8 protein-coding genes are annotated in these 20,731 nt (G+C 60.7%); 4 read left to right on the top strand and 4 right to left on the bottom strand.

The genetic code is table 11. The features are described 5' to 3' along the window. The first annotated feature begins 37 nt into the window (after nucleotides 1-37). The 4 genes from IPP88_07970 (at nucleotide 38) to IPP88_07955 (ending at nucleotide 4,196) form a co-directional block, all read left to right on the top strand. Nucleotides 38-817: an enoyl-CoA hydratase gene (locus IPP88_07970; GenBank protein MBL0122661.1), complete on the top strand. Its 780-nt coding sequence runs from the start codon at nucleotides 38-40 to the stop codon at nucleotides 815-817. Between the two features lie 22 nt (nucleotides 818-839). Further along, nucleotides 840-1,967 (top strand): enoyl-CoA hydratase/isomerase family protein, encoded by a 1,128-nt coding sequence (locus IPP88_07965; GenBank protein ID MBL0122660.1) that lies wholly within the window; start codon nucleotides 840-842, stop codon nucleotides 1,965-1,967. A gap of 24 nt (nucleotides 1,968-1,991) precedes the next feature. Next, the gene (locus tag IPP88_07960) at nucleotides 1,992-2,897 is read left to right on the top strand and encodes a fumarylacetoacetate hydrolase family protein (protein MBL0122659.1); all 906 of its coding nucleotides are present in this window, start codon (nucleotides 1,992-1,994) and stop codon (nucleotides 2,895-2,897) included. 96 nt (nucleotides 2,898-2,993) lie between these two features. Beyond that, a complete protein-coding gene (locus IPP88_07955; protein ID MBL0122658.1) occupies nucleotides 2,994-4,196 on the top strand; it encodes an acyltransferase in 1,203 nt (400 codons plus the stop codon). A gap of 445 nt (nucleotides 4,197-4,641) precedes the next feature. On the opposite strand, the gene IPP88_07950 is transcribed toward IPP88_07955, so the two are convergent. The 4 genes from IPP88_07950 to IPP88_07935 form a co-directional block, all read right to left on the bottom strand. Further along, nucleotides 4,642-10,707 carry a hypothetical protein gene (locus IPP88_07950; protein MBL0122657.1) on the bottom strand — a complete coding sequence of 2,022 codons (6,066 nt, stop codon included), beginning with the start codon at nucleotides 10,705-10,707 and terminating at the stop codon, nucleotides 4,642-4,644. Continuing rightward, nucleotides 10,664-10,966: a hypothetical protein gene (locus IPP88_07945; GenBank protein MBL0122656.1), complete on the bottom strand. Its 303-nt coding sequence runs from the start codon at nucleotides 10,964-10,966 to the stop codon at nucleotides 10,664-10,666. The genes IPP88_07950 and IPP88_07945 overlap by 44 nt, the downstream gene beginning before the upstream one ends. Nucleotides 10,967-11,245: 279 nt before the next feature. Beyond that, complete coding sequence (locus IPP88_07940; protein ID MBL0122655.1) at nucleotides 11,246-17,563, bottom strand: hypothetical protein; 6,318 nt, start codon at nucleotides 17,561-17,563, stop codon at nucleotides 11,246-11,248. 224 nt (nucleotides 17,564-17,787) lie between these two features. After that, a complete protein-coding gene (locus tag IPP88_07935) occupies nucleotides 17,788-20,658 on the bottom strand; it encodes a beta-propeller fold lactonase family protein (protein ID MBL0122654.1) in 2,871 nt (956 codons plus the stop codon). Nucleotides 20,659-20,731 lie beyond the last annotated feature (73 nt).

Raw genomic sequence — 20,731 nt, 5'->3', positions numbered from 1 at the left:
CATTGAAAGATGAGCAATTCACTACTGAGATTTCCACATGATCGAACATACAATCGACAATCACACCTGCATCATCACCATCAATAATCCACCCGCCAATACGTGGACGCCAGAGTCACTGAAGGCGATGAAAGCGCTGACCGATGAGCTCAGCGCCAACAAATCCATTTACGCGGCGATTATCACCGGCAAAGGCGAGAAGTTTTTCTCCGCCGGGGCGGACCTGAAGCGCTTTCAGGGCGGTGATGAAAAAAGCCTGGTCGGTGCGCGTGAATTCATTTCCGCATTCGGCGAAGCCTTTGAGGCGTGGATGAATGCGCGCTTTGTCACCATCGCCGCCATCAACGGTTACGCGATGGGAGGCGGACTGGAGTGCGCGCTGGCCTGCGATATGCGCATTGCCGAGACGCACGCGCAGATGGCCTTGCCGGAACCTGGCGTGGGACTGCTTCCCGCCGGATGTGGTACGCAAAACCTGCCATGGCTGGTCGGCGAAGGCTGGGCCAAGCGCATGATCCTGACCAGCGAGCGTGTCAATGCGGAGACGGCGCTGCGCATCGGACTGGTCGAAGAAGTCGTCGAAAAGGGTAAGTCGCTCGAGGCCGCCAAGGCCATGGCCGAACGCGTGGCCGGACTGTCGCCAAAATCGGTCGAATTCTGCAAATCGCTCATTCATAACGCACGCAACGGTGTGCCGCGCGGTGCCGGACTTTCGCTTGAGCGCGAGCGGTTCATGGATCTGTTCAATTACGAAGATCAGGCGGAAGGCGTGAAGGCGTTTCTGGAGAAACGAAAGCCGGAGTGGAAAAACGCTTGATGCCCAAAGATTCGCGCTCGTCATGATCGAACACGCCAACGGCGAACTCCTCGTCGATATCCGCAATCACATTGCCCATCTCACGCTGAACCGGCCGAAAGCGCTCAACGCTCTCACGCACGGCATGATCCAGTCGATGACAGAACTCCTCGACGGCTGGGCCACCGACGACAATATCAAAGCCATCATCGTGCGTGGCGCGGGTGAGAAGGCGTTCTGTGCGGGTGGCGATATTCGTTCGCTTTACGACACCGCCAGGCGCGCCGACGGTAGCGAGCTGGATTTTTTTCGCGAAGAATATGAACTCGATTTCACCATCCACCGCTACCTCATCCGGACCGGCAAACCATACATCGCCTGGCTCGATGGCATCGTCATGGGCGGCGGCATGGGCATCTCGATGGGTGGCGTGCTACGGATTGTCGGCGGACGCACCAGGATGGCGATGCCCGAAACGGTGATCGGAATGTTTCCCGATGTCGGCGGCAGCTATTTCCTGTCGCGCTGCCCCGGTGCGATCGGCTTGTACCTTGGCCTGACGGGACAAGTGATCAAAGCCGCCGATGCGCTCTACACCGGGCTGGCCACGCATCACATCGCTTCGGAGTCGGCGTTTGAATTCGATTACGCACTCGATAGTCTGGTCGACTGGAGCGCGGGGCCGATCGTCGCGATGCGCGACATCGTACAGAAATTTGCCCGCGCGCCGATCGAGGCAGGCACCCTGCCCGGCCTGAGCAGCACGATCGAGAAGCACTTTGCCGGCAAACCAGATGTTGCGGCCATCGTCACCTCGCTGGAAAGCGAAACCGACGCCAACCGGCTTGAGTGGGCGAGCGCCACGGCGGCTGCACTCGCAAAGAAGTCGCCCACCCTGCTCGAAGTCACCAAACAGCAAATCGAACGCGCGGCAAGAATGAATCTGGCGGAGTGCTTCCGCATGGAACTGAATCTGGTCACGGCCACGTTCGAGCACGGTGACATCGCCGAAGGTATCCGCGCGCTGATGATCGACAAGGACCAGTCGCCCGCGTGGAAACCGCCGAAGCTGGCCGATGTCTCTCCCGCCAGTGTCAATGAATTTTTCCGGTCGCGGTGGGACAATGATTCCCATCCACTGAAACACTTGCAGATCGTCCAGCCAACATAATTTCAACAACGCAGGATACAAGCCATGCGCCTCGTCACCTACCAACCAATTGACACCACCGACCTCAAAACCGGCATCCAGATCAGCAAGGATGAAATCATCGACATCGTCGCCGAGGCCCGCGCGCGCGATTCCTCGCTGGCGGTCGGCACCATGCTCGACATCATTGCCGGCGGCGAACCCGTGATGGGCCTGCTGCGCGCCATTGAGGCCGCGCCGAAAACGGCCCCCATCCTGCTCAATAAGGCGCTACTGAAGGCGCCGATTCCGCGCACGTTAAAAAACGTTTTTTGCGTCGGCTGGAATTACCTCGAACATTTTGAAGAAGGCGGCAAGAAGCTCGATGACAAGCGTGAACTGCCAACGTGGCCGGTGTTCTTTTCCAAGGCACCGACCGCCATCAACGGCCCCTATGACGCAATCCCGTTCGATGCCAACGTTTCGACGTCGCTCGACTGGGAAGTGGAACTCGGCGTCATCATCGGGAAAGCCGGCAAGAACATTGCCGAGGCCGATGCCATGAGTCACATCTTCGGCTACACCGTTATCAACGACGTCACCTGGCGCGATATCCAGCGGCGTCACGGCGGGCAATGGGACAAGGGCAAGTCGCTCGACGGCACCTGCCCGATGGGACCCTGCATCGTCACAGCGGATTCGATCGATCCGACCAATCTCAATCTCGAATGCCGCGTCTCTGGCGTGGTGAAACAGAAATCAAATACGAAACACCTCTACTTCAAGATTCCGCGATTGATACATGATCTCTCGCTCGGCCAGACGCTGGAAGCCGGTGACGTGATTTCGACCGGTACGCCGGAAGGTGTCGGCTTCGCACGCACGCCGCCGGAATTCATGAAGGATGGCGATTTGCTGGAGACCGAGGTGGAAGGGATTGGCGTGATGCGCAATCCAATTGGTGTCGAGTAGCGTGCCAGCGAGCTTCATGCAATGCGGTTATAGCTGGCGGGCCTGCCGTTTCCCCTCTCGGGATAGTGAGCGTTCCTGCCTGCGGATCACCGGCTCGTGAACTCGGCGGCACACGGACACGACTATCTGATGCGTGAGGCGGCGTCCGCGAGCCGCGCGGACCAGTTCAATGAGGGCCTGACAGGCATCCGTGCGTTGGCGGCACTGATGGTTCTTTTCTTTCACGTTTTCGCATTCGCCGGACCGCGAGCGCTGTCGTTCAATATCGGCGGCGCTCAATTTACGTACCACTGGCTGATTACATGCAGTTGGATGGGCGCGAATGTGTTCTTTGTATTGTCGGGATTCCTGCTGGCGATCCCATTCGTTCGGCACATCGAAGGCCAAGGCGCCCGCGTAAACGTCGGCGCCTATCTGCTGAGGCGCATCAAGCGGGTAGTGCCGGCCTATTGGCTGCAGATTGTGGTTCTTTCAATCGTGCTTTATAACGTGTCGGCGTTGCCGGCATGGCATGTGATCGCCGCCCATTTTGTCTTTCTGCAAAACCTTCGTCAGGACTACGCGTCGGCCCTCAATGGCGTTTACTGGACCTTGCCAACCGAATTCGGCTACTACCTGCTGCTGCCGCTGTTCGCGGCATGTTCCGGCCTGTTTTTCGCCCGAAAACGCGCGGCGTGGCTGATACTTTCCATGGCCCTCATTGCCACGGCGATCGCGTACCGGAGCTTGATGTACGCCAGTGTCGCCGACGCGCCGGTAGGCACCAAGTTTTTCGTACTCCTGCAGCTTCCAGGGCTGATTGATCACTTTGGAATCGGCATGTTGTTGTCATGGGTTTATGTACGTCTTCCGTCCACTCTTACACCAAGGATTTCGGATGGGTTAGTACTCATCGGCATTTCGGGAATCGTTGTCATGATGGCGCTGGTAGACCACTTCTACCTCGACTACTGGAATGGCCACCCGCTGCTCTTCTTTGGCTACACCATCACCGCGACGTTCATTGGCGCACTGGTACTCGGTACGGCGATGGCGGGCCAGCTTTCAAAAGCGCTATTTGCCAATGGGCCGATGCTATACGTCGGCATCATCAGCTACAGCCTCTATCTTTGGCACATACCGATCATTCGCTGGACGATAACGATTCTGGACCAAGTTGGAGTCGGGGGAGACCGCTTGTGGTGGCTGGTCGGTATCTGCATTCCAGCAAGCTTTGGGGTCGCGACAATTTCGTATTACCTGGTCGAGCGTCCGTTCATGGCACGCAAGACGTCTAGCGCGTCTATACGGGGCGCGTAGCGCGGCAAACTGGTTGATCATCCCACCCCGGATGGCGCGAAACATGCGCGTACCGGCCGGAATGAAGACTCGATCACCGGTGCGGACTTTGGGCCATTCGCGGGCTGAACTGCGCACCGGCCACGCCGGAAGGTGTCGGCTTCGCACGCACGCCGCCGGAATTCATGAAGGATGGCGATTTGCTGGAGACCGAGGTGGAAGGGATTGGCGTGATGCGCAATCCGATTGGGGCGATGTAGCAAACTCTATAGCTGGCGCGGTGTTTGGGCCATTTATGGCTTGTACGCCGCTCCAGTGCTTGTGTTTTGCCAACTTGTGCTACGTCCGCAGGACAAATGGCGCCCCGGTTTTCCTTGAAGCGCTGTCGCGGTAATTCGTCCACTGCCGGCCCGTGCAGCGTTCCTGTATTTCTCTCTTTATCCCATTCACCGGGTTGCATTACGCGTTAGCCTTTGATGCCAACGCCCGAAGACGGATATGCCTGGTTTGACATAGGATTGCCCGGTGCAGAATACTCGGTCGCAGGCGCCGTGGTCGCAAAATTAGACGGTAGGGCATAGCCCACGACCGTGCTCCCATTTGCCAAGGTCGCCGAAACCATGACCAACCCGTTGCTGTATCCCAGGAAGGTCACTGTACTACCCACAGGAAACCAATTGTTCACGGGAGTGGCGTTGATATTGGACACTGGCAGCAACCGCAGATTGTGCGAACTGGTATAAAGCGTGCCCCCTGGCTTCACCGGACACAGGCCATCGACGTCGACTGCATTGACCGGATCACCGCGCACGTAGGCATACAAATTGGTATCCCTCCCCGCAAACGTAATTGGATCCTTCGCGGTCCACCGTCCCGTTTCCGCGTCGTAATCCCTTGCTCCAAATCGCACCAGCTTCGTATCCTTGTCGTACATCCCACCTGCAAAGCCGAACGGCTGGAACCCCGGACTGGTATCGGTCGCCACGTTTCCAAATTCGTCATAATCGATGCGCTGCGCCACATTGCCGGTGGCGACATCCACCACTAAACGCGGACTTCCGAGATGGTCGGCAATAATGCGGTACGTGACGCCACCTTTGATCAGATAATCCGGCACGTTGACTCGCGTACCATAAATGAAGCGGCTGACGACCACATTGCTGCCATCCAGCTCAGCCACCGGCCGAAGCGCACCCTGATACAGGAAGCCCTGCACCAAGGTGCCATTCACCTTTTTGCCGATGCGCCGATTCACGCCATCGATCAGGTAATCGATCACGGTTGCGTTCGGCAGCGTGACCTTGAGCAGATTGCCGAGCGCGTCATATTCGTAGGCGGTGTTCTCTGCGCCGCTGACCTTGCCGAGCAGTTCACCGTTGGCGGTGTAGCTGTAGGTGGTGGTGCCATAGCTGGTAAGGCGATCCTGCGCGTCAACAGTCGCAGCCAGCGTCGGCCCGGTGCGGGCGGTGCGGTTGCCGTTGAGGTCGTAGCTGTAGGTGCTGATTGGCACTGCGTCCTTGCTAACCGCGTTGAGTCGCCCGGCGATGTCATAGCCGTAGCCGAATGTCGTCGTGACCCCACCGATCGTTTCGACCATTTGCGTGATGCGGCCCAGCGCATCCCGCGTGTACGCGGCGTTGTAGATCGCGGCAGCGTTGTAGCTGGCGCTGTAATTGCTCCGCTCGGCCAGCGTGTTGTAAGTGAGGCTATCGGTGACACTGCCTAATGTGCTGCCAGTGAGCAGTCCATTCTGCGCATTGCGGGTGAGAGCCAGACTGCCCGCGCCGGAGAGCAGGCCATCGGCCGCGTAGGTGAAGCTCACGCTGTTGGCGGCGTTGACCGTCTCGGTGGTCACCCGCAGGTCGTTGTTGTAAGTGTAGGCCGTCGCGCCTGCAACCGCGCCGGTCCAGACCACACCAGTTAGCAGTTCGCTGTCGCGGGTGTAACTCAAGCCAAGTCCGCCGGGTGCAGTGATACCGGTCAACTGGTCGGTGGTCGGACTGTAGCTATAGCCGATGGCACCACGCGCGATTGTGACGGTGCCGGGGCGCCCGGCCGTATCGTAGGCGACATCGATCAATTGTCCGTCGGGACGGGTGACGCGCGTCAGCGCGCGGTCGGTATCGTAGGTGAACTGCGTGGTGGTGGTGCCGCTGCCGAGATCGGGTGGCGTGTAGCTGGCGGTCTCGTCGATTGCCGTGTAACCAAATCCGTGCGCGCTCTTGCCAGGCGGCGTCAGCGCAGTGAGGTTGCCCGAGGCATCGTAGGCCAGCGTGACGGTGCGCGCGCCGGGCAGCGTGGACGTCACCAATCGTCCCGCGCTATCGTAGGTGAGTGCCGTCGTGCGGCTGAGCGCATCGGTCACACTGGTGAGTTCATACTTGGCGTTGTAGGCAAGCGTGGTGGTACGGGCGGCAACACCGCTGCCTTCGGTAATGGTGCTGATCAGGCCGCGGCTATCGTAGGTGTAGGCGACCGGATCGAGCCCCAATGCTTGCGCCTGTGTGACGCGCCCCAGCGCGTCGAGGGTGACGATGCTGCCGCGCCCGGCGGCGGACGTGTCGGTGAGCGTACGGGTTGCGCCGTTGCGGCTGTACACGCGGGTACGTACCGCACCGTTGTCGGTCAAGGTGTCAGTGAGATTGGTCAGGCTGAACAAGTCATTGGGGTCCGACAGCGTGGCAGTACGTACCGTGGTAACGGTGCGGGTACGACCGCCGGGGGTCGTGAGCACAACACTCTTCGCGACCGGCGCGAGCATCCCCCAGCGCGGGTCGGGACCTTTGATCACGGTACGGCTGCTGCCATCGGCATAGGTAGTCTGCTCGCTGCCATCGGTATTGATCAGCGTAATGGTCTTGGTGCCGCTCGCGGCGGTGACGGTGCGCCGGGCCGCGCCGGTGGTCAATTGCTCCACTTGATAGGCGTGACTTCGGCCGAGTGCGGATGTGGTGGTGACGGTATAGCCGTTGCTCTGCACCGTGCGCACTAGCGTAGTGCTGCCGCCGGCCGGATTGTCGTCTCTGGTCAGGCGGCCCAGCGCATCGTAGGTGAACTGATGTACTTGGCTGCGCGGGTCAGCGAAGGTTAGCAGCAGACCGTCGACTGAATAGGACATGGTGTGGGCCTGGCCCGCCGGATTGGTGGCCGAAAGCAACCAGCCGCCGGCGTTCACATTAAGCGTGGTGCGCTGGCCGCCGGGGGCAACGATGGCGGCAGGAATTGCGCCGGTGCGTTCAATGGTGGTGAGGTTGCCGATCGCGTCGGTAACGGAGATCAGGTAGCCGTCCGTGCTGTAGGCGAACTGAAAGCGCAGCGCGCCGGTCAGGGCGTCCAATGTCTTCAGGTGGCGACCAATGCTATTGAATATGTAAATCTCGCCGCCGTCTTCCGCGGGAATGACGATGTCTGTTAGCGAGACGCCGGGCAATGCGGAGTCGACGCGGCGGATGCGACGGCCGGCATTGTCTGCGATGTACAACTTGCCATCCGGTCCCATCGCAACACCGGTGGGACCATTCAGGTTCGCGGCGGTTGCCGGCCCGCCGTCGCCAGTTCTGATTCCGTCGAAAGGCGCGCCTGTGCCCGCGATGGTGCTAATGATGCCTTCGGGCCCGACACGACGGAGACGAACACCCGTGGGGTCCGCGATGAACAGGCTGCCGTCCGCACCCGCCACAACACTGGCGGGACGTCTCACTTGCGCGGCGGTCGCCGGACCGCCATCGCCACTGAATCCTTCGACACCGGTACCCGCCATTCTGGAAATGGTGCCATCCGGCCCTATGCGACGTACGCCGGCATATTCCGCAATAAACACGTCTCCCGCCGCGAATGCAATACCCTTGGGGCCGGCAACTTGCGCAGCGGCCGCCGGCCCGCCGTTGCCACCGCCCTGAAAGAAACCGTCACCGACCACGGTGTTAATGACGCCACCCAGCGCAAAGCGCCGGACGCGGTTAGATTCCGAGACGTACAGATTGCCGTCCGGACCGACGGCAATATTGGCGGGGCCATTCAGTTGCGCCGCGGTCGCCAGCCCACCGTCGCCACCGAACGCACGCACGCCATTTCCCGCCACGGTGGTAATAATGCCATCCACCCCAACGCGACGAATACGGTTGTTGTCATAGTCCGCGATGAACAGGCTGCCATCCGCGCCTATGGCCACTTCATTGGGGTCAAAGAGTTGCGCGGCCGTCGCCAGTCCGCCGTCACCGCTGAAGCCAAAAACACCATTGCCCGCCACGGTAGTAATGATGCCATCCGGCGCCACGCGGCGGATGCGCTGGTTGCCCGTGTCGGCGATATACAGGCTGCCGTCCGGGCCGACGGCGACGCCCGCAACGTTATTCAGTTGCGCCGCTGTCGCGGGCCCGCCGTCGCCGCTGAAGCCCTGCAAACCGGTGCCCGCCGCGGTCGCAATAATAGTCTGCGCCGCCAATGCATCGGCGCGGCGCTGCCGGCCATCCCCTTGCAGGAGCATGCGGGAAAACGGATCATAGGCGTGCTGCACGCTCAGACTCCAGCCACCCATGCCGGCCGCACTGGCCTGCCACGGGCCCACCGATTCGGTCCAGGTTCTGGACAGCGTGACTTCCGCCCTCTCGCGATTGGCGGAGACAGGTGTCCCGAAGTAGGAAAAGTGACCAAACAAGGCGTCGTAAACGGCGCCGGGTTTTTCCGACGGCTGCAGATAGACTCCGCCATAGACGTAACCCAGGTTTACCGTAACGGGTTGGACACCATGCAATGTCCGACCGAACGCATCCTTGCCGTCCCAGATGAGCGTGTAGGTCTGGTTCGGCGCCGCCGGAAAATTCTGTGTGAAGTGCTGCCCGGCCACGGAAATCTCGAGCTCGATGCGCTTGAGTCCGATCGGCAGTGTTGCGCCGCTCAATTTGATTTCACGCGTATAGGCATCCTTGCGGCCCGGCGTGCGCTCGCTCTGGTAATGCAGGCTCCATGGCGTGCCGGCGGCCGGTATTGATTCGCCGAGCGACTGATTCTCGCAGCCGATGACAGAGCCGCATTCCTGGTTCTGACTGTTAACGGGGGGATTGCTATTCGCCGGCGCGGGAGGTGCGGTCGCACCCGGCGGCGGACCGAAGGGCCAGTTGAAGTCCCAAGGCGAGAAGTGCGCGATGGGCACGCGCCACAGTGTCTGGCCGGGTGACGTATAGAGTTGCGCCAGGCGCGCGCGCTCGGGATCGGTGATGCCCAAGGCAGTCAATTTTGTTGCATCGTCAGGCAATGTGTCACCGTCGGTGTCGAGTTCAGCCAGGTTGTTGGTGATGCTGAGTATCTTGATCACGCGGCCGTTGGCCGAAGCGATCCACTGACCCTTCTGGCGGTCGTAGTACCCCGATGGCACCACTGTGCCCACCGGAAAGCCTAGGAAGTTTTCAACATACGTTGGCACGGGTTGACTGAAGCGCACCTCGGTGGCACCGGCAACAACAGCCTCGTCCACACTCAACTCTGCGGCGTAGGTGTAGCCGCTGCTGGGTGGCAAAGGCGCCGGCATGGCTTTCGGACCGGATGTACCGACCGTGTATTCGGTGGCTCGCACATTTAGCGTGGTCAGCGGCTGGGTGCTGCCATTGGCCAGCACCATGGTGGCGGTCGTGTTTGGCGGAAAGAGGATAGTGGCCTGGCGCGTGCCGTCAGCGTCGCTCACCGGATTGCCGCGCGCCGTCTGCATCGATGCGACGTTGAGATCGATTGCGGTCACTGCGCCATCGAACGGAATCATCACCACATCGGGCAGCCAGGCGTAATCACGCCACGGCACGACGATGGCGCGCTGGACCGGGAGAAAGCCTGCCCGCTGGTAATTCACCGTGAGTTGGCCGCCACCGTTCACGGCGAGATCGAAGGCCCCATCGGCGCGAGAGATCGTCTGACCGAATTCGGGATGCGCGAGGATCGTGATCGTCACGCCGGACAGCACGGTGCCGGCGCGGGTTTGCACCTTGCCGCGCAGCACCGCCGCCCGCTGGCCGACAATGGCGCCGGGCGCAACGCCGGTCTGGATCGGGTTGGCGCCGGTATAGAGAAATGCCGTCGCCGGCAGAATGTTAGTCGCCACGGTCGGGTCGATCGGCGATGCGACGCTCGCCGGGTCAGGCGGCAGCACAATCGAAACCACTGCAGGTAACGATCTGGTTATCCGGCCCTTGATCGCGCTGACGTCGGCAGCGGTGATTGCGCCGGTGGCGTTGAGGTCGAACCTGAAATTGTCGCCATCGACCGCTTGCCCCGCGTGCGCCTTCACCTGCGAGATATCGGTGGGCGAAATAGACTGCGAGTTGTTCACGTCACCGATCAGGAAGCCCATTGATGCGGACACATCAACCAGGCCGTTGACACTTGGCAGCAACACTGTGACGCGCTTCCTGTCGGCCACGCCGGTGAGTGTCACCGCGACGTCGTTGCCCGTGATCGCAGGCGGCACCTGTACGCTGATGCTGACCGGGGCGCCGATCTCATCGAATGCGGTCGGGCACGCCAAAGCTGGTGACTGGCCCATCGAACTGGAACACGATCTGGTGACCGCTACCGGTTGCACGCGATTCCACCGTCACGGCGCCGCCGATGTTTTGCGACTTGTCGATGGTCAGATCATGTATCGCAGCACCATGCGATTTGCGCGACTGCACGGCCGTCAATGTGAGGGCATCGGCAACAACACCGGCAATGGTGAGCGCGAAAAACATCCCCCAAAGCGCTATCCGCCGGGTTGCGGCGTTGCGGAATTTTGCGGGTAGTGCGAGGTCGGCGGCGTACATGGTGCGCTCCAAGTGCGTTTCGTTTTTGTTGTAAGCAGTGTCACTGATTGACGCGATCTTTATATTGCATGTCGAAACACCAGCACTGGCGCGGTGTTTCCGGCATTTATCGCCGGAAAGGCACGCCAGTGCTTGTGTTTTGCTGATTTTCTCTACGTTCGCAGCATGATTGGTGTCCCTATCTTCCTTCAAGCGGCGGCACGGCTATTCGCCCATTGTCAGCCCGTGCTTCGCTCCAGTATTTCTATCTTTATCCCATGCGCCGGGCTGCGTTGAGCGTTAGCCTTTCGTGCCTACGCCATAAGAGGGATACGCTTGTGTGTTCATGGGTGGAGCATTTGGCTCATAACTATAGGGTTGTGGTGCATTTGTCGAGAGGTTGCTCTGCAGTGTGAATCCAACGACCGTGGTCCCATTTGCCAAGGTCGCCGATACCATGACGAATCCGTTGACGAAACCTAGGAATGTCACCTGGCTCCCCACTGGGAACCAATTATTCATGAGAGTGGCGTTGATGTTGGGCACAGGCGCGAGTCGTAGATTGTGCGAACTGGTATAAAGCGTGCCGCCTGGCTTCACCGGACAAAGTCCATCAACGTCGACTGCATTCACCGGGTCACCGCTCACGTAGGCATACAAATTGGTATCCCTCCCCGCAAACGTAATTGGATCCTTCGCGGTCCAGCGTCCAGCCTCGGCGTCATAATCGCGCGCGCCAAAGCGAACCAGTCTGGTATCCGGGTCATAGATGCCGCCGGCGAAGCCAAACGGCTGGAAGCCCGGATTGCTATCGCTGAGTACCTGCCCGAACTCGTCGTAGTCGATGCGCTGCGCAACATTACCGGTTGCCACATCCACCACCAGCCGCGGACTACCGAGCTGATCGGTGATGATCCGATAAGTCACATTATTCTTGATCATGTAGTCGGGTACGTTGACATGCGTCGCATAGACAAAGCGACTGACGAGCGCGTTGCTGCCATCGAGCTCAGCGACGGGGCGCAGTGAACCCTGGTACAGAAAACCTCGCGTTGGTACACCATTCACAATCTTTCTGATACGGTGATTCTGGCCGCCGATCAGATAGTCGACCACCGTCGCATTGGGTAGCGTTACCTTCAGCAGATTGCCGAGCGTATCGTATTGATAGCTGGTGGTTCCTGCGCCATTCGTCTTGGTCGATAGTTCACCGTTCGCGGTATAGCTGTACGTAGCACTGCCATAGCCGGTCAGGCGATCCTGCGCGTCATGGTTTGCGTTCAGCACTGGCCCCGTGCGGGAAGTACGATTGCCGTTACTGTCGTAAGTGTAGGTACCGACCGTGGCGGCATCTTTTGTCACCGCGCTCAATCGCCCGGCGGCATCGTAGCTATAAACATAGGTCGCACCAACGCCGCTGACCGTCTCGACTTTCTGTGCAATGCGGCCCAACGCATCGCGTGTATAAGCGGCGCTATAAATCGACGATGCGTTGTAGCTTGCGCTGTAACTGTTTATGTCTCCCAGCAGGCTATAGGTTCGACTGTCAGTGAGGCCGCCGAGTGTGCTGCCTGTAATCAGGCCGTTCTGTGCGCTGCGTGCCAGCGTGAGGCTTCCCGCTGCACTTAGCAGACCATCGGGCGCATAGGCAAACGTTACGTTGTTGCCGCCATTCACGGTTTCCGCTGTCACCCGCATATTGTTATTGTATGTGTAGGCCGTCGCACCGGAAACCGCCCCGCTCCATTGAACACCGGTCAGCAGTTCACCGTCGTAGCTGTAACCCAAAACGAGTCCTCCAGGCGCGGTGATGCCCGTAAGCTGGTCCGTGGACGGACCATACGCGTAATTGATCAAGCCACGCGAGATGCCGACGCTGCTGGCGCGCCCTGCCGTGTCGTACGTTACATCGACTAATTCGGCATTGGGCCGGTTGATGCGCGTGAGCGCACGATCAGCATCGTAGGTAAATTGCGTCGCCGTGGTACCGCTGCCTAGATCGGGTGGCGCGTAGCTGACGGTCTGATCTATAGACGAGTAGCCGAAGCCGTGCGCGCTGCGTCCCGGCGGCGTGAGCGCGGTGTTATTGCCCGAGGCATCGTAACCGAGCGTAACGGTGCGCGCACCCGGCAGCGTCGCGGTGACCAGTCGACCGGCGCTGTCATAGGCCAATCCAAAGCTGCGCCCGCTTGCGTCGGTGACGCCGCTGAGTTCGAAGGCCGCGTTGAAGGTCAGCGTGGTGGTTCGGCTACCCACGCCAGTGCCTTCGACGATGGTGCTGATCAGTCCGCGGCTGTCGTAGGTGTAACTGACAGGATCGAGTCCAAGCGCTTGCACTTGCGTGATGCGGCCCAGCGTATCCAGCGTAATGGTGCCGCTGCGTCCTGCGGCGGTGGTGATTGTGCGAGTGCGCGTCGTGCCGTTGCTGCTGAAAACACTGGTGCTCGCCGCACCATTATCGGTGGCGGTTTCGGTGAGATTCGTCAGACTCAGCAAGTCGGTGGGATCGCTGAGCGTGGCAGTGCGTGCCTTCGTGACGGTGCGCGTGCGGCCACCAGGGGTGGTTACTACCCAACTCTTCGCGACCGGCGCCAGCATGCCCCAGCGTGGATCGGGAGCGTATTTCACCGTGTATACGCTACCATCGGCATAGGTGGTTTGCTCGCTATCGTCGGTATTGACCAAAGTGGTAGCTGGGCTCCCACTGGTGGACGTGACCGTACGGCGCACGACATCCGTCGACAATTGCTCCACCTGATAAATATTGGTTCGTCCCAGGGCCGTGGCCGCGGTGATGGTATAGCCATTGGCCTGCTCGGTGCGCACAAGCGTGATGCTGCCACCGGCGGAATCCTGATCCTTTGTCAGACGACCGAATGAATCGTAGGTAAATTGATGAAGATTGCCGCGCGGATCGGTGAAGGTCTGCAGCAGTCCGTCAGACGAATATGTCATGTTGTGTGACGCGCCGGCCGGATTGATTGCGCTCTGCAACCAGCCGCCCGCATCGACATTGAGCGTGGTGCGCTGGCCGCCCGGCGCAACGATGGCCGTGGCCACCGCACCGGTTCGCTCGATGGTGGTGACGTTTCCGCTTCCGTCGGTGACGCTGGTCAGGTAGCCGTCCGCGCTGTAGCCAAACTGGTAGCGCAGCGCACCCGTGAGGGCATCGAGTGTTTTCAGATGACGTCCACCGGTATTGAACAGGTAGACTTCGCTGCCATCTTCGGATGGCAGCAGAACGTCCGACACCACGTAATCTGGCAGCACGGGTCGGATAACGCGGATGCGGCTCAGGTCAGTGACGTACAGGCTGCCGTCCGCCGCCACAGCAAGGCCGCCCATTGCACTTGAGTCGTAGTTGGTAAGTATCGCGGCGGTTGCCGGTCCGCCATCGCCACCGTAGTAGCCATTGTTCGGACCTATTCCGGCGATAGTGGTAATGATGCCATCGGGTCCCACGCGGCGGATGCGTTGTTGGGGACCGTCCCCTATATACAAGCTGCCGTCCGGTCCGACGGCCAGTGCAGCAGGCTGCGTAAAGGTCGCTACCGTGGCCGGGCCACCGTCGCCGCTGAAGCCTGATGCGCCAGTTCCCGCCACAGTAGTGATGATACCGTCCGTTCCCACGCGTCGGATGCAGTGGTTGTCGCGATCTGCAATGAACAGGCTCCCGTCCGGCCCAACGGCAACACGGACTGCGTTCGATAGTCTTGCGGCGGTCGCCGGGCCGCCGTCGCCGGTATAGCCCAGAATTCCGTTACCCGCCACGGAGGTGATGATGCCATCCGTGCCCACGCGGCGGACGCGGCCAGCCCCTGCAATGAACAAGCTACCGTCTTGTCCGACGGCAACGTCGACACCTTCGGTGGCCGCCAATGTCGCCGGCCCGCCGTCGCCGTTGTTATTGAGCTGACCGTTGCCCGCTACTGTCGTGATAGTGCCATCGGGCGTTACCCGCCTGATGCGCCCGCTCAACGTGTTCGTGATAAACACCGTTCCGTCCGGCCCGACAGCAATGCCGTGCGGCGTGGTCAGTCTCGCGCCGATCGCCTGCTGATTATCACCGTCGAACCCATATGCACCGTTCCCAGCGATAGTGTTGATAATGCCATTGGGAAGCACGCGGCGGATGCGCAGATTGCCGGTGTCCGCAATGTACAGACTGCCATCTGGCCCTACCGCAATGTCAAGAGCATTTGCCAGATTCGCTGCGGTCGCCGGCCCGCCATCACCGGAGAACCCATACGCCCCCGTGCCCGCAACGGTATTGATGATCTGCGACAGCGCCGCACCACCACGTTCTTCGCCATTGCCCAGCAGCAGCTTGCGCCCAGCCGGATCGTAGGCGTGCTGGACACTCAGGCTCCAGCCGTCCTGCCCGTATTGCCGCAGATCCCTGACGTGAACGGTCTCGGTCCAGGTTCGTGAGTACGTATAGTTGTAGACGCCGCGCGGCGAGTCGATCGCCGCCCCCGAACCGGCGGCACGCGCAAAGGCAAGCGACTGCAGGACGCCGTCAACCGGGTAGTAGAGCAAGGGATACACATATTCCACTTTGACAGTAGCGGTCTGATCGCCATACAGCATGCGGCCATAACCGTCCTTGCCGTCCCAGGGTACGTGGAAGACGACATTGGGTGCCGCGGCGTATTCGGCTTGATATAACTTCCCGGCAATCGTCACCGCGGCCCGCATGGTCAACAGGGTTGACGGAACGCTTGCCTCACTGACGGGAATATCGAGGGTGTAGTCTACCCGGCGACCAGGCGTGCGTTCGCTCTGGTAATGCAGGCTCCATGGTGTGCCGGTGATGGGGATCGATTCGCCCAGTGTCTGATCCTCGCAGCCGATGACCGAACATGGGCGTCTTGCCGGCTTCTTGATCGGAGGATTGTTCTTCTTCTTGTTGGGCGGGGATACGGCATTGAGCGGCGGACCGAAGGGCCAGTTGTAGTCCCAGGGCGTGAAGTGCGTGACCGGAATGCGCCATAGCGTCTGATTAGCGGTATAGAGCGACGCGATACGGGCACGTTCCAGATCGGTGATGCCAAGGGCCGACAACTTGGTCGCATCATCGATTGCCGCGTCGCCATCCGTATCCAGATCGGCCAACACACCGGTGATGCCAAGAACCTTGATCACGCGGCCGTTAGGCGAGGCGATCCACTGGCCCTTTTGCCGGTCGTAGTAGCCCGACGGCACGGCGGTGCCGACCGGAAAGCCGAGGAAGTTCTCGACATACACCGGCAGCGGCTGGTTGAAACGCACTTCGGCGGCGCCGGCGGCGACGGCTTCATCCACGCTGAGTTCCACCGCATAGGTGTAGCCACTGCTCGGCGGCAACGGTGCCGGCATGGCCTTGGGACCGGCATCGCCGACAGTAAATTCGGTGGCGCGCACATTCAGGCTGGTCAGCGGCTGCGTGCTTCCATCGGGCATCACCATATCGGCGGTCGTTCCCGGCGGAAACATGATGGTGGCGCGGCGAGCGCCGGCGGTGTCATTCACTGGATTGCCGCGCGCCGTTTGCATGGTTAGCGAGGCAAGATTGATCGGCGTCACCGCGCTATCGAACGGAATCATCACCACATCCGGTAGCCATGCATAGTCGCGCCACGGCGCCACGATCGCGCGCTGAACCGGGAGGAAGCCCGATTTCTGGTAAATCACGGTGAGCTGCCCGCCGCCGTTGACGGCGAGGTCGAATGCACCGTCGGCACGGGAAATTGTCTGACCAAACTCGGGATGCGCGAGGATCGTAATCGTGACACCGGTTAGTGCGGCGCCGCCGCTGGTCTGGACCTTGCCCCGCAGTACCGCGGCCCGCTGAGCCTCAATGGTGCCGGGCGCAACGCCGGTCTGAATCGGATTCGGCCCTGTGTAAAGAAATGACGTTGCCGAGGCAAGGCTGGTCGAAGCCGTCGGGTTGATCGGCGGGGCAACCGAGCCAGGATCAGGCGGCACCACGATCGTCGTCACCGGAGGCAGCGTACGGTTTATTCGTCCCTTGACCGCGCTGACATCCGCGGCGGTGACTGCGCCGGTGGCATTGAGATCGAACCGGAAGTTGGCGGCATCGGCCACCTGCCCGGAGCGCGCCTTCGTCTGGGATAAGTAGGCGGGCAAAACGGTCCGCGCGCTGTTCACATCACCCACCAAAAAGCCCAGCGAAGCCTCAACGTTCAGACCCGCGTTGTTCACATTCGTCAGCGACACCTTCACACGCTTGTTATCCGGCACACCGGCGAGGGTCACCACAACTTCGTTGTTGCCGGAAGCCGAAGCGCTCACTGGTCCAACCGTGGCGCCAGTCTCGTCGACTGCAGCGGCCGTGCCGGCGGAATTCACCGTCGCATCGAACTGGAACACGATCTGGTGACCGCCGCCGATTGCACGCGATTCCACCGTCACGGCGCCGCCGATGCTCTGCGATTTGTCGATGGTCAGATCATGGGACGCAGCACCATGCGATTTGCGCGACTGCACGGCCGTCAGCGTGAGCGCGTCTGCAACAACACCGGCAAAGGTGAGCGCGAAAAACATCCCCCACAGCGCTATCCGCCGGGTTGCGGCGTTGCGGAATTTTGCGGGCAGTGCGAGGTCGGCGGCTTGCATGGTGCGCTCCAAATGCATTTCGTTTTTGTTGTAAGCAGTGTGACTAATTGTCGTGATCTTGGCATTGCATGCAAAGACACCAGCACTGGCGCGGCGTTTACGGCATTCATGGCTGGAAAGGCGCTCCAGTGCTTGACTTTGAACTTTTTTCTCTATGACTTTCTTGGTGCCCGTCCGTACTTTACTTGCGCCGTCCAACATTTCGGCAACGCGCCCTGCATCAACTAACGCCCGCTGACCGGCTTGAAATTCAGTTGACAATCCTTGTCACTATTCATGGTGACGCTCGTACAGACGCCGGTGCCGCTGCACGAACCCGTCCATTCGATGTCGTAGGCCTGCGAAGATGGTGGCGGCGGAAACGTGCAAAGTTGCACGCTGGCATTGACCGGGAATTCCGCCCGAAAATCGCTGGGAGGAATCGGGTTGCTGATCGTCGGCGGACCGTAGTCGATCCCGGCGGGCGAGCTATAGACAAAGCCAATGTAAATGGGTTGCGTCACCGTCAGGAAATGCGATGTCGGCGGATTGGGATTGGGGCCACCACCACCGCCACCACTCCCGCTGCCCGTATGGGGCAGTGCACAGTTGTAGGTACAGTTGTTCTGCCATGCGGGGCTGGCGCCCGTGACACCAAATGTGATGGGATAACTCACGCCCGGATTGCGGGGTGTCACGATGCCGACCGCCGCGCCGGTTGCGGTCAGCGCGCCCGTGGCGGCATTGACTGAAAATGCCGACAACGTCGACGTCACGGCGGAGTCGATCGCGAACACATATTGTCCCTGCGGTTCAGCGACGACCGCGAGCGGACCGACGCAACTGCCCCCGGAACAGGCCGTAAGCACATTGTTCGCCGGCGTTAGCGAGCCGCTGATCGCATTGATCTGATACGACAGCAAATTCTTGCTGAGCCAGGGCTGTTGCCGGCCAGCAATCAGGAAGCGGCCGTAGCTGTCGGTCGCGAGCGAGGCGAGTTTGCTTCCTGCCGTGACCATTGTGCTGCCGAGGTTCGTCAACGCGCCCGTGACACTGTTAATACTGTAGGCGATCACCTCATCGGTGAACAGTGTGGCGACATAGGCGAACTTGCCGCTGGCATCGACCGCAATCGACCATGCACCGCCGCCCAGCGCGCCCGCCGCCGCGCCGCTCAGCGGCCCCGTGAGAACGCCTGTTGTGGCGTGGACCGAATACACCTTTACCTGCGACGAGAATGTATTGGCGCTTGCGGTACCGCCATACAGGACATAAGCAAATGTGCCGAGACGGTTGAAGGCAATACCCATCGGCTGCGCGCCATTGCCGGTGGTCACGCTGGGTGACAAGGTCAACGCGCCGGTCACACCATTGATGGTAAAGAGGCTGATGTCGCCACCGCCATTGTTGGAAGCCGATCCGAAGTTCATCACGTACAGGAATTTGCCGGATGGATGAATCGCCGGCATGGTCGGTTTGTAGCCGATCGGCGCACCCGTCGATACCGATCCCTGCGCGGCACCGGTGATCTGTCCGTCAAGCGTATTCAACCGATAGGTGGCGACGCTGTTGGGCAAGATATTGTTGACGGTGGTGCTGCCGGCGTGCGTCACATACAAGAATCTGCGAGAGGGATGCGCGACCACGGAGATCGGTTCGCTTCCCACCAGGCCGGTGCTGGTGGGACCGGTTAATGCGCCGGTGGTCGAGTTGATGCGAAAAGACGCCACGGCAAAAGGGATGCCTGGCGAGCCTGCTGTCGGCTGCAACGCATAGACCGCGCGCGGCTTGGTCGAGCCAGAAACACCGGATGAGCCAGTGGAACTGTAGGCAGCCAGGATCCAGGAAAAATTCGTGACCGTGGTGACCAGGAAGTTGCCGTCGACGGTCGTTGGCAGCGCCGTGAAACTGCCGCCGGTTTCGGCTTTGTACAATACGGGTATCGCATCGTCCGGAAGTTGCGCGGGATCGAAAGGAATACGCAATGTCACCGGCTGTGCGAACGCGGTTCCATGCGGCGTCATTTCGTAGATTGCACCCACCGCCTCGACATCGGGGAGCGAAAGCGCAGGCGAGTTGGCGCTATCGCGCAGCAATCGGATTTCCACCGTGCCGGCAAGCGCGCCCGCCGGAACGATGATTTGCGCGCCGTAGTCGCCATTGACGGTTCCGCCTGGCGCACCGACCATGATGCCAGGCGCGACATTGACGGTCAGTGTGGCCGCATTGCTGTTGACCGATCCTGCGCCGTTGGTCGCGACGGCACGATACTGCCGGCCGCTGTCGCTCAGCGCGCCCACCAGATGCAATGCGCTGCCGTTCGCACCCGGAATGTCGCTCCAGGTGGCGCCGCTGTCGATACTGAATTGCCACTGCAGTATCGGTACGGGCGCGCCACTGGCCGTGACGGTGAACTGCACCGCTTGCAGGGCGACGATGCTGGCATTGGCAGGCTGCAGCGTGAAACCGGGCAACACGGGTGCGTCCGGCAGGGTGCGCGGAGGGCGGCTCTTTACTGCGCTGATGTCCGCAGCCGTAATTGCGCCGCTGGCGTTGAGATCAAACCGGACATTGGAAATATCAACGCCCTGCCCCGCGCGCGATTTCATTTGCGACACATCGGCGGCGGAAACAGTTCGCGAATTGCCTACGTCGCCTACCAGGAATCCCATTGCGGCGACCGCATCACCGCCACCATTCACGCCCGGCAGCACAATCCTGATGCGCTTGTTGTCGGGTATGCCGGTCAGGGTGATGACAACGTCGTTGCCGGAAATCAACGGTACCAACGTGCCGATCGCGGCGCCGGTCTCGTCGAATGCGGACGGTGTGCCGTGGCTGGTGACAGGCGCGTCGAACTGGAACACGATCTGGTGACCGGTGGCGCCGATCTCACGCGATTCCACCGTGACCGCACCGGCAATGGACTGCGATGTGTCGACCGTGACATCGAACGTGCCAGCGCCATGCACCTTGCGCGACTGTACCGCCGTCAGCGTCGCGGCTTCGGCGGCTACCCCGGTCAAGCCGAGTACCAGGAAAGTCCCCCACAGCGCTAACCGCCGGGTTGCGGGGTTGCGGGTTCCTGCAGGCGGTGTTTGAGTGATGGTATGCATGGTGCGCTCCAATTGCATTTCAGTTCCGAATTTGGCTGCTTGATAAATTGACAGCGTCTTGATATTGCACGGT

The sequence above is a fragment of the Betaproteobacteria bacterium genome, from assembly GCA_016720925.1.
GTDB lineage: Bacteria > Pseudomonadota > Gammaproteobacteria > Burkholderiales > Usitatibacteraceae > UKL13-2.
Note: the sequence above shows the minus strand (reverse complement) of the source record. Positions and strands in the feature narration are given on the sequence as shown.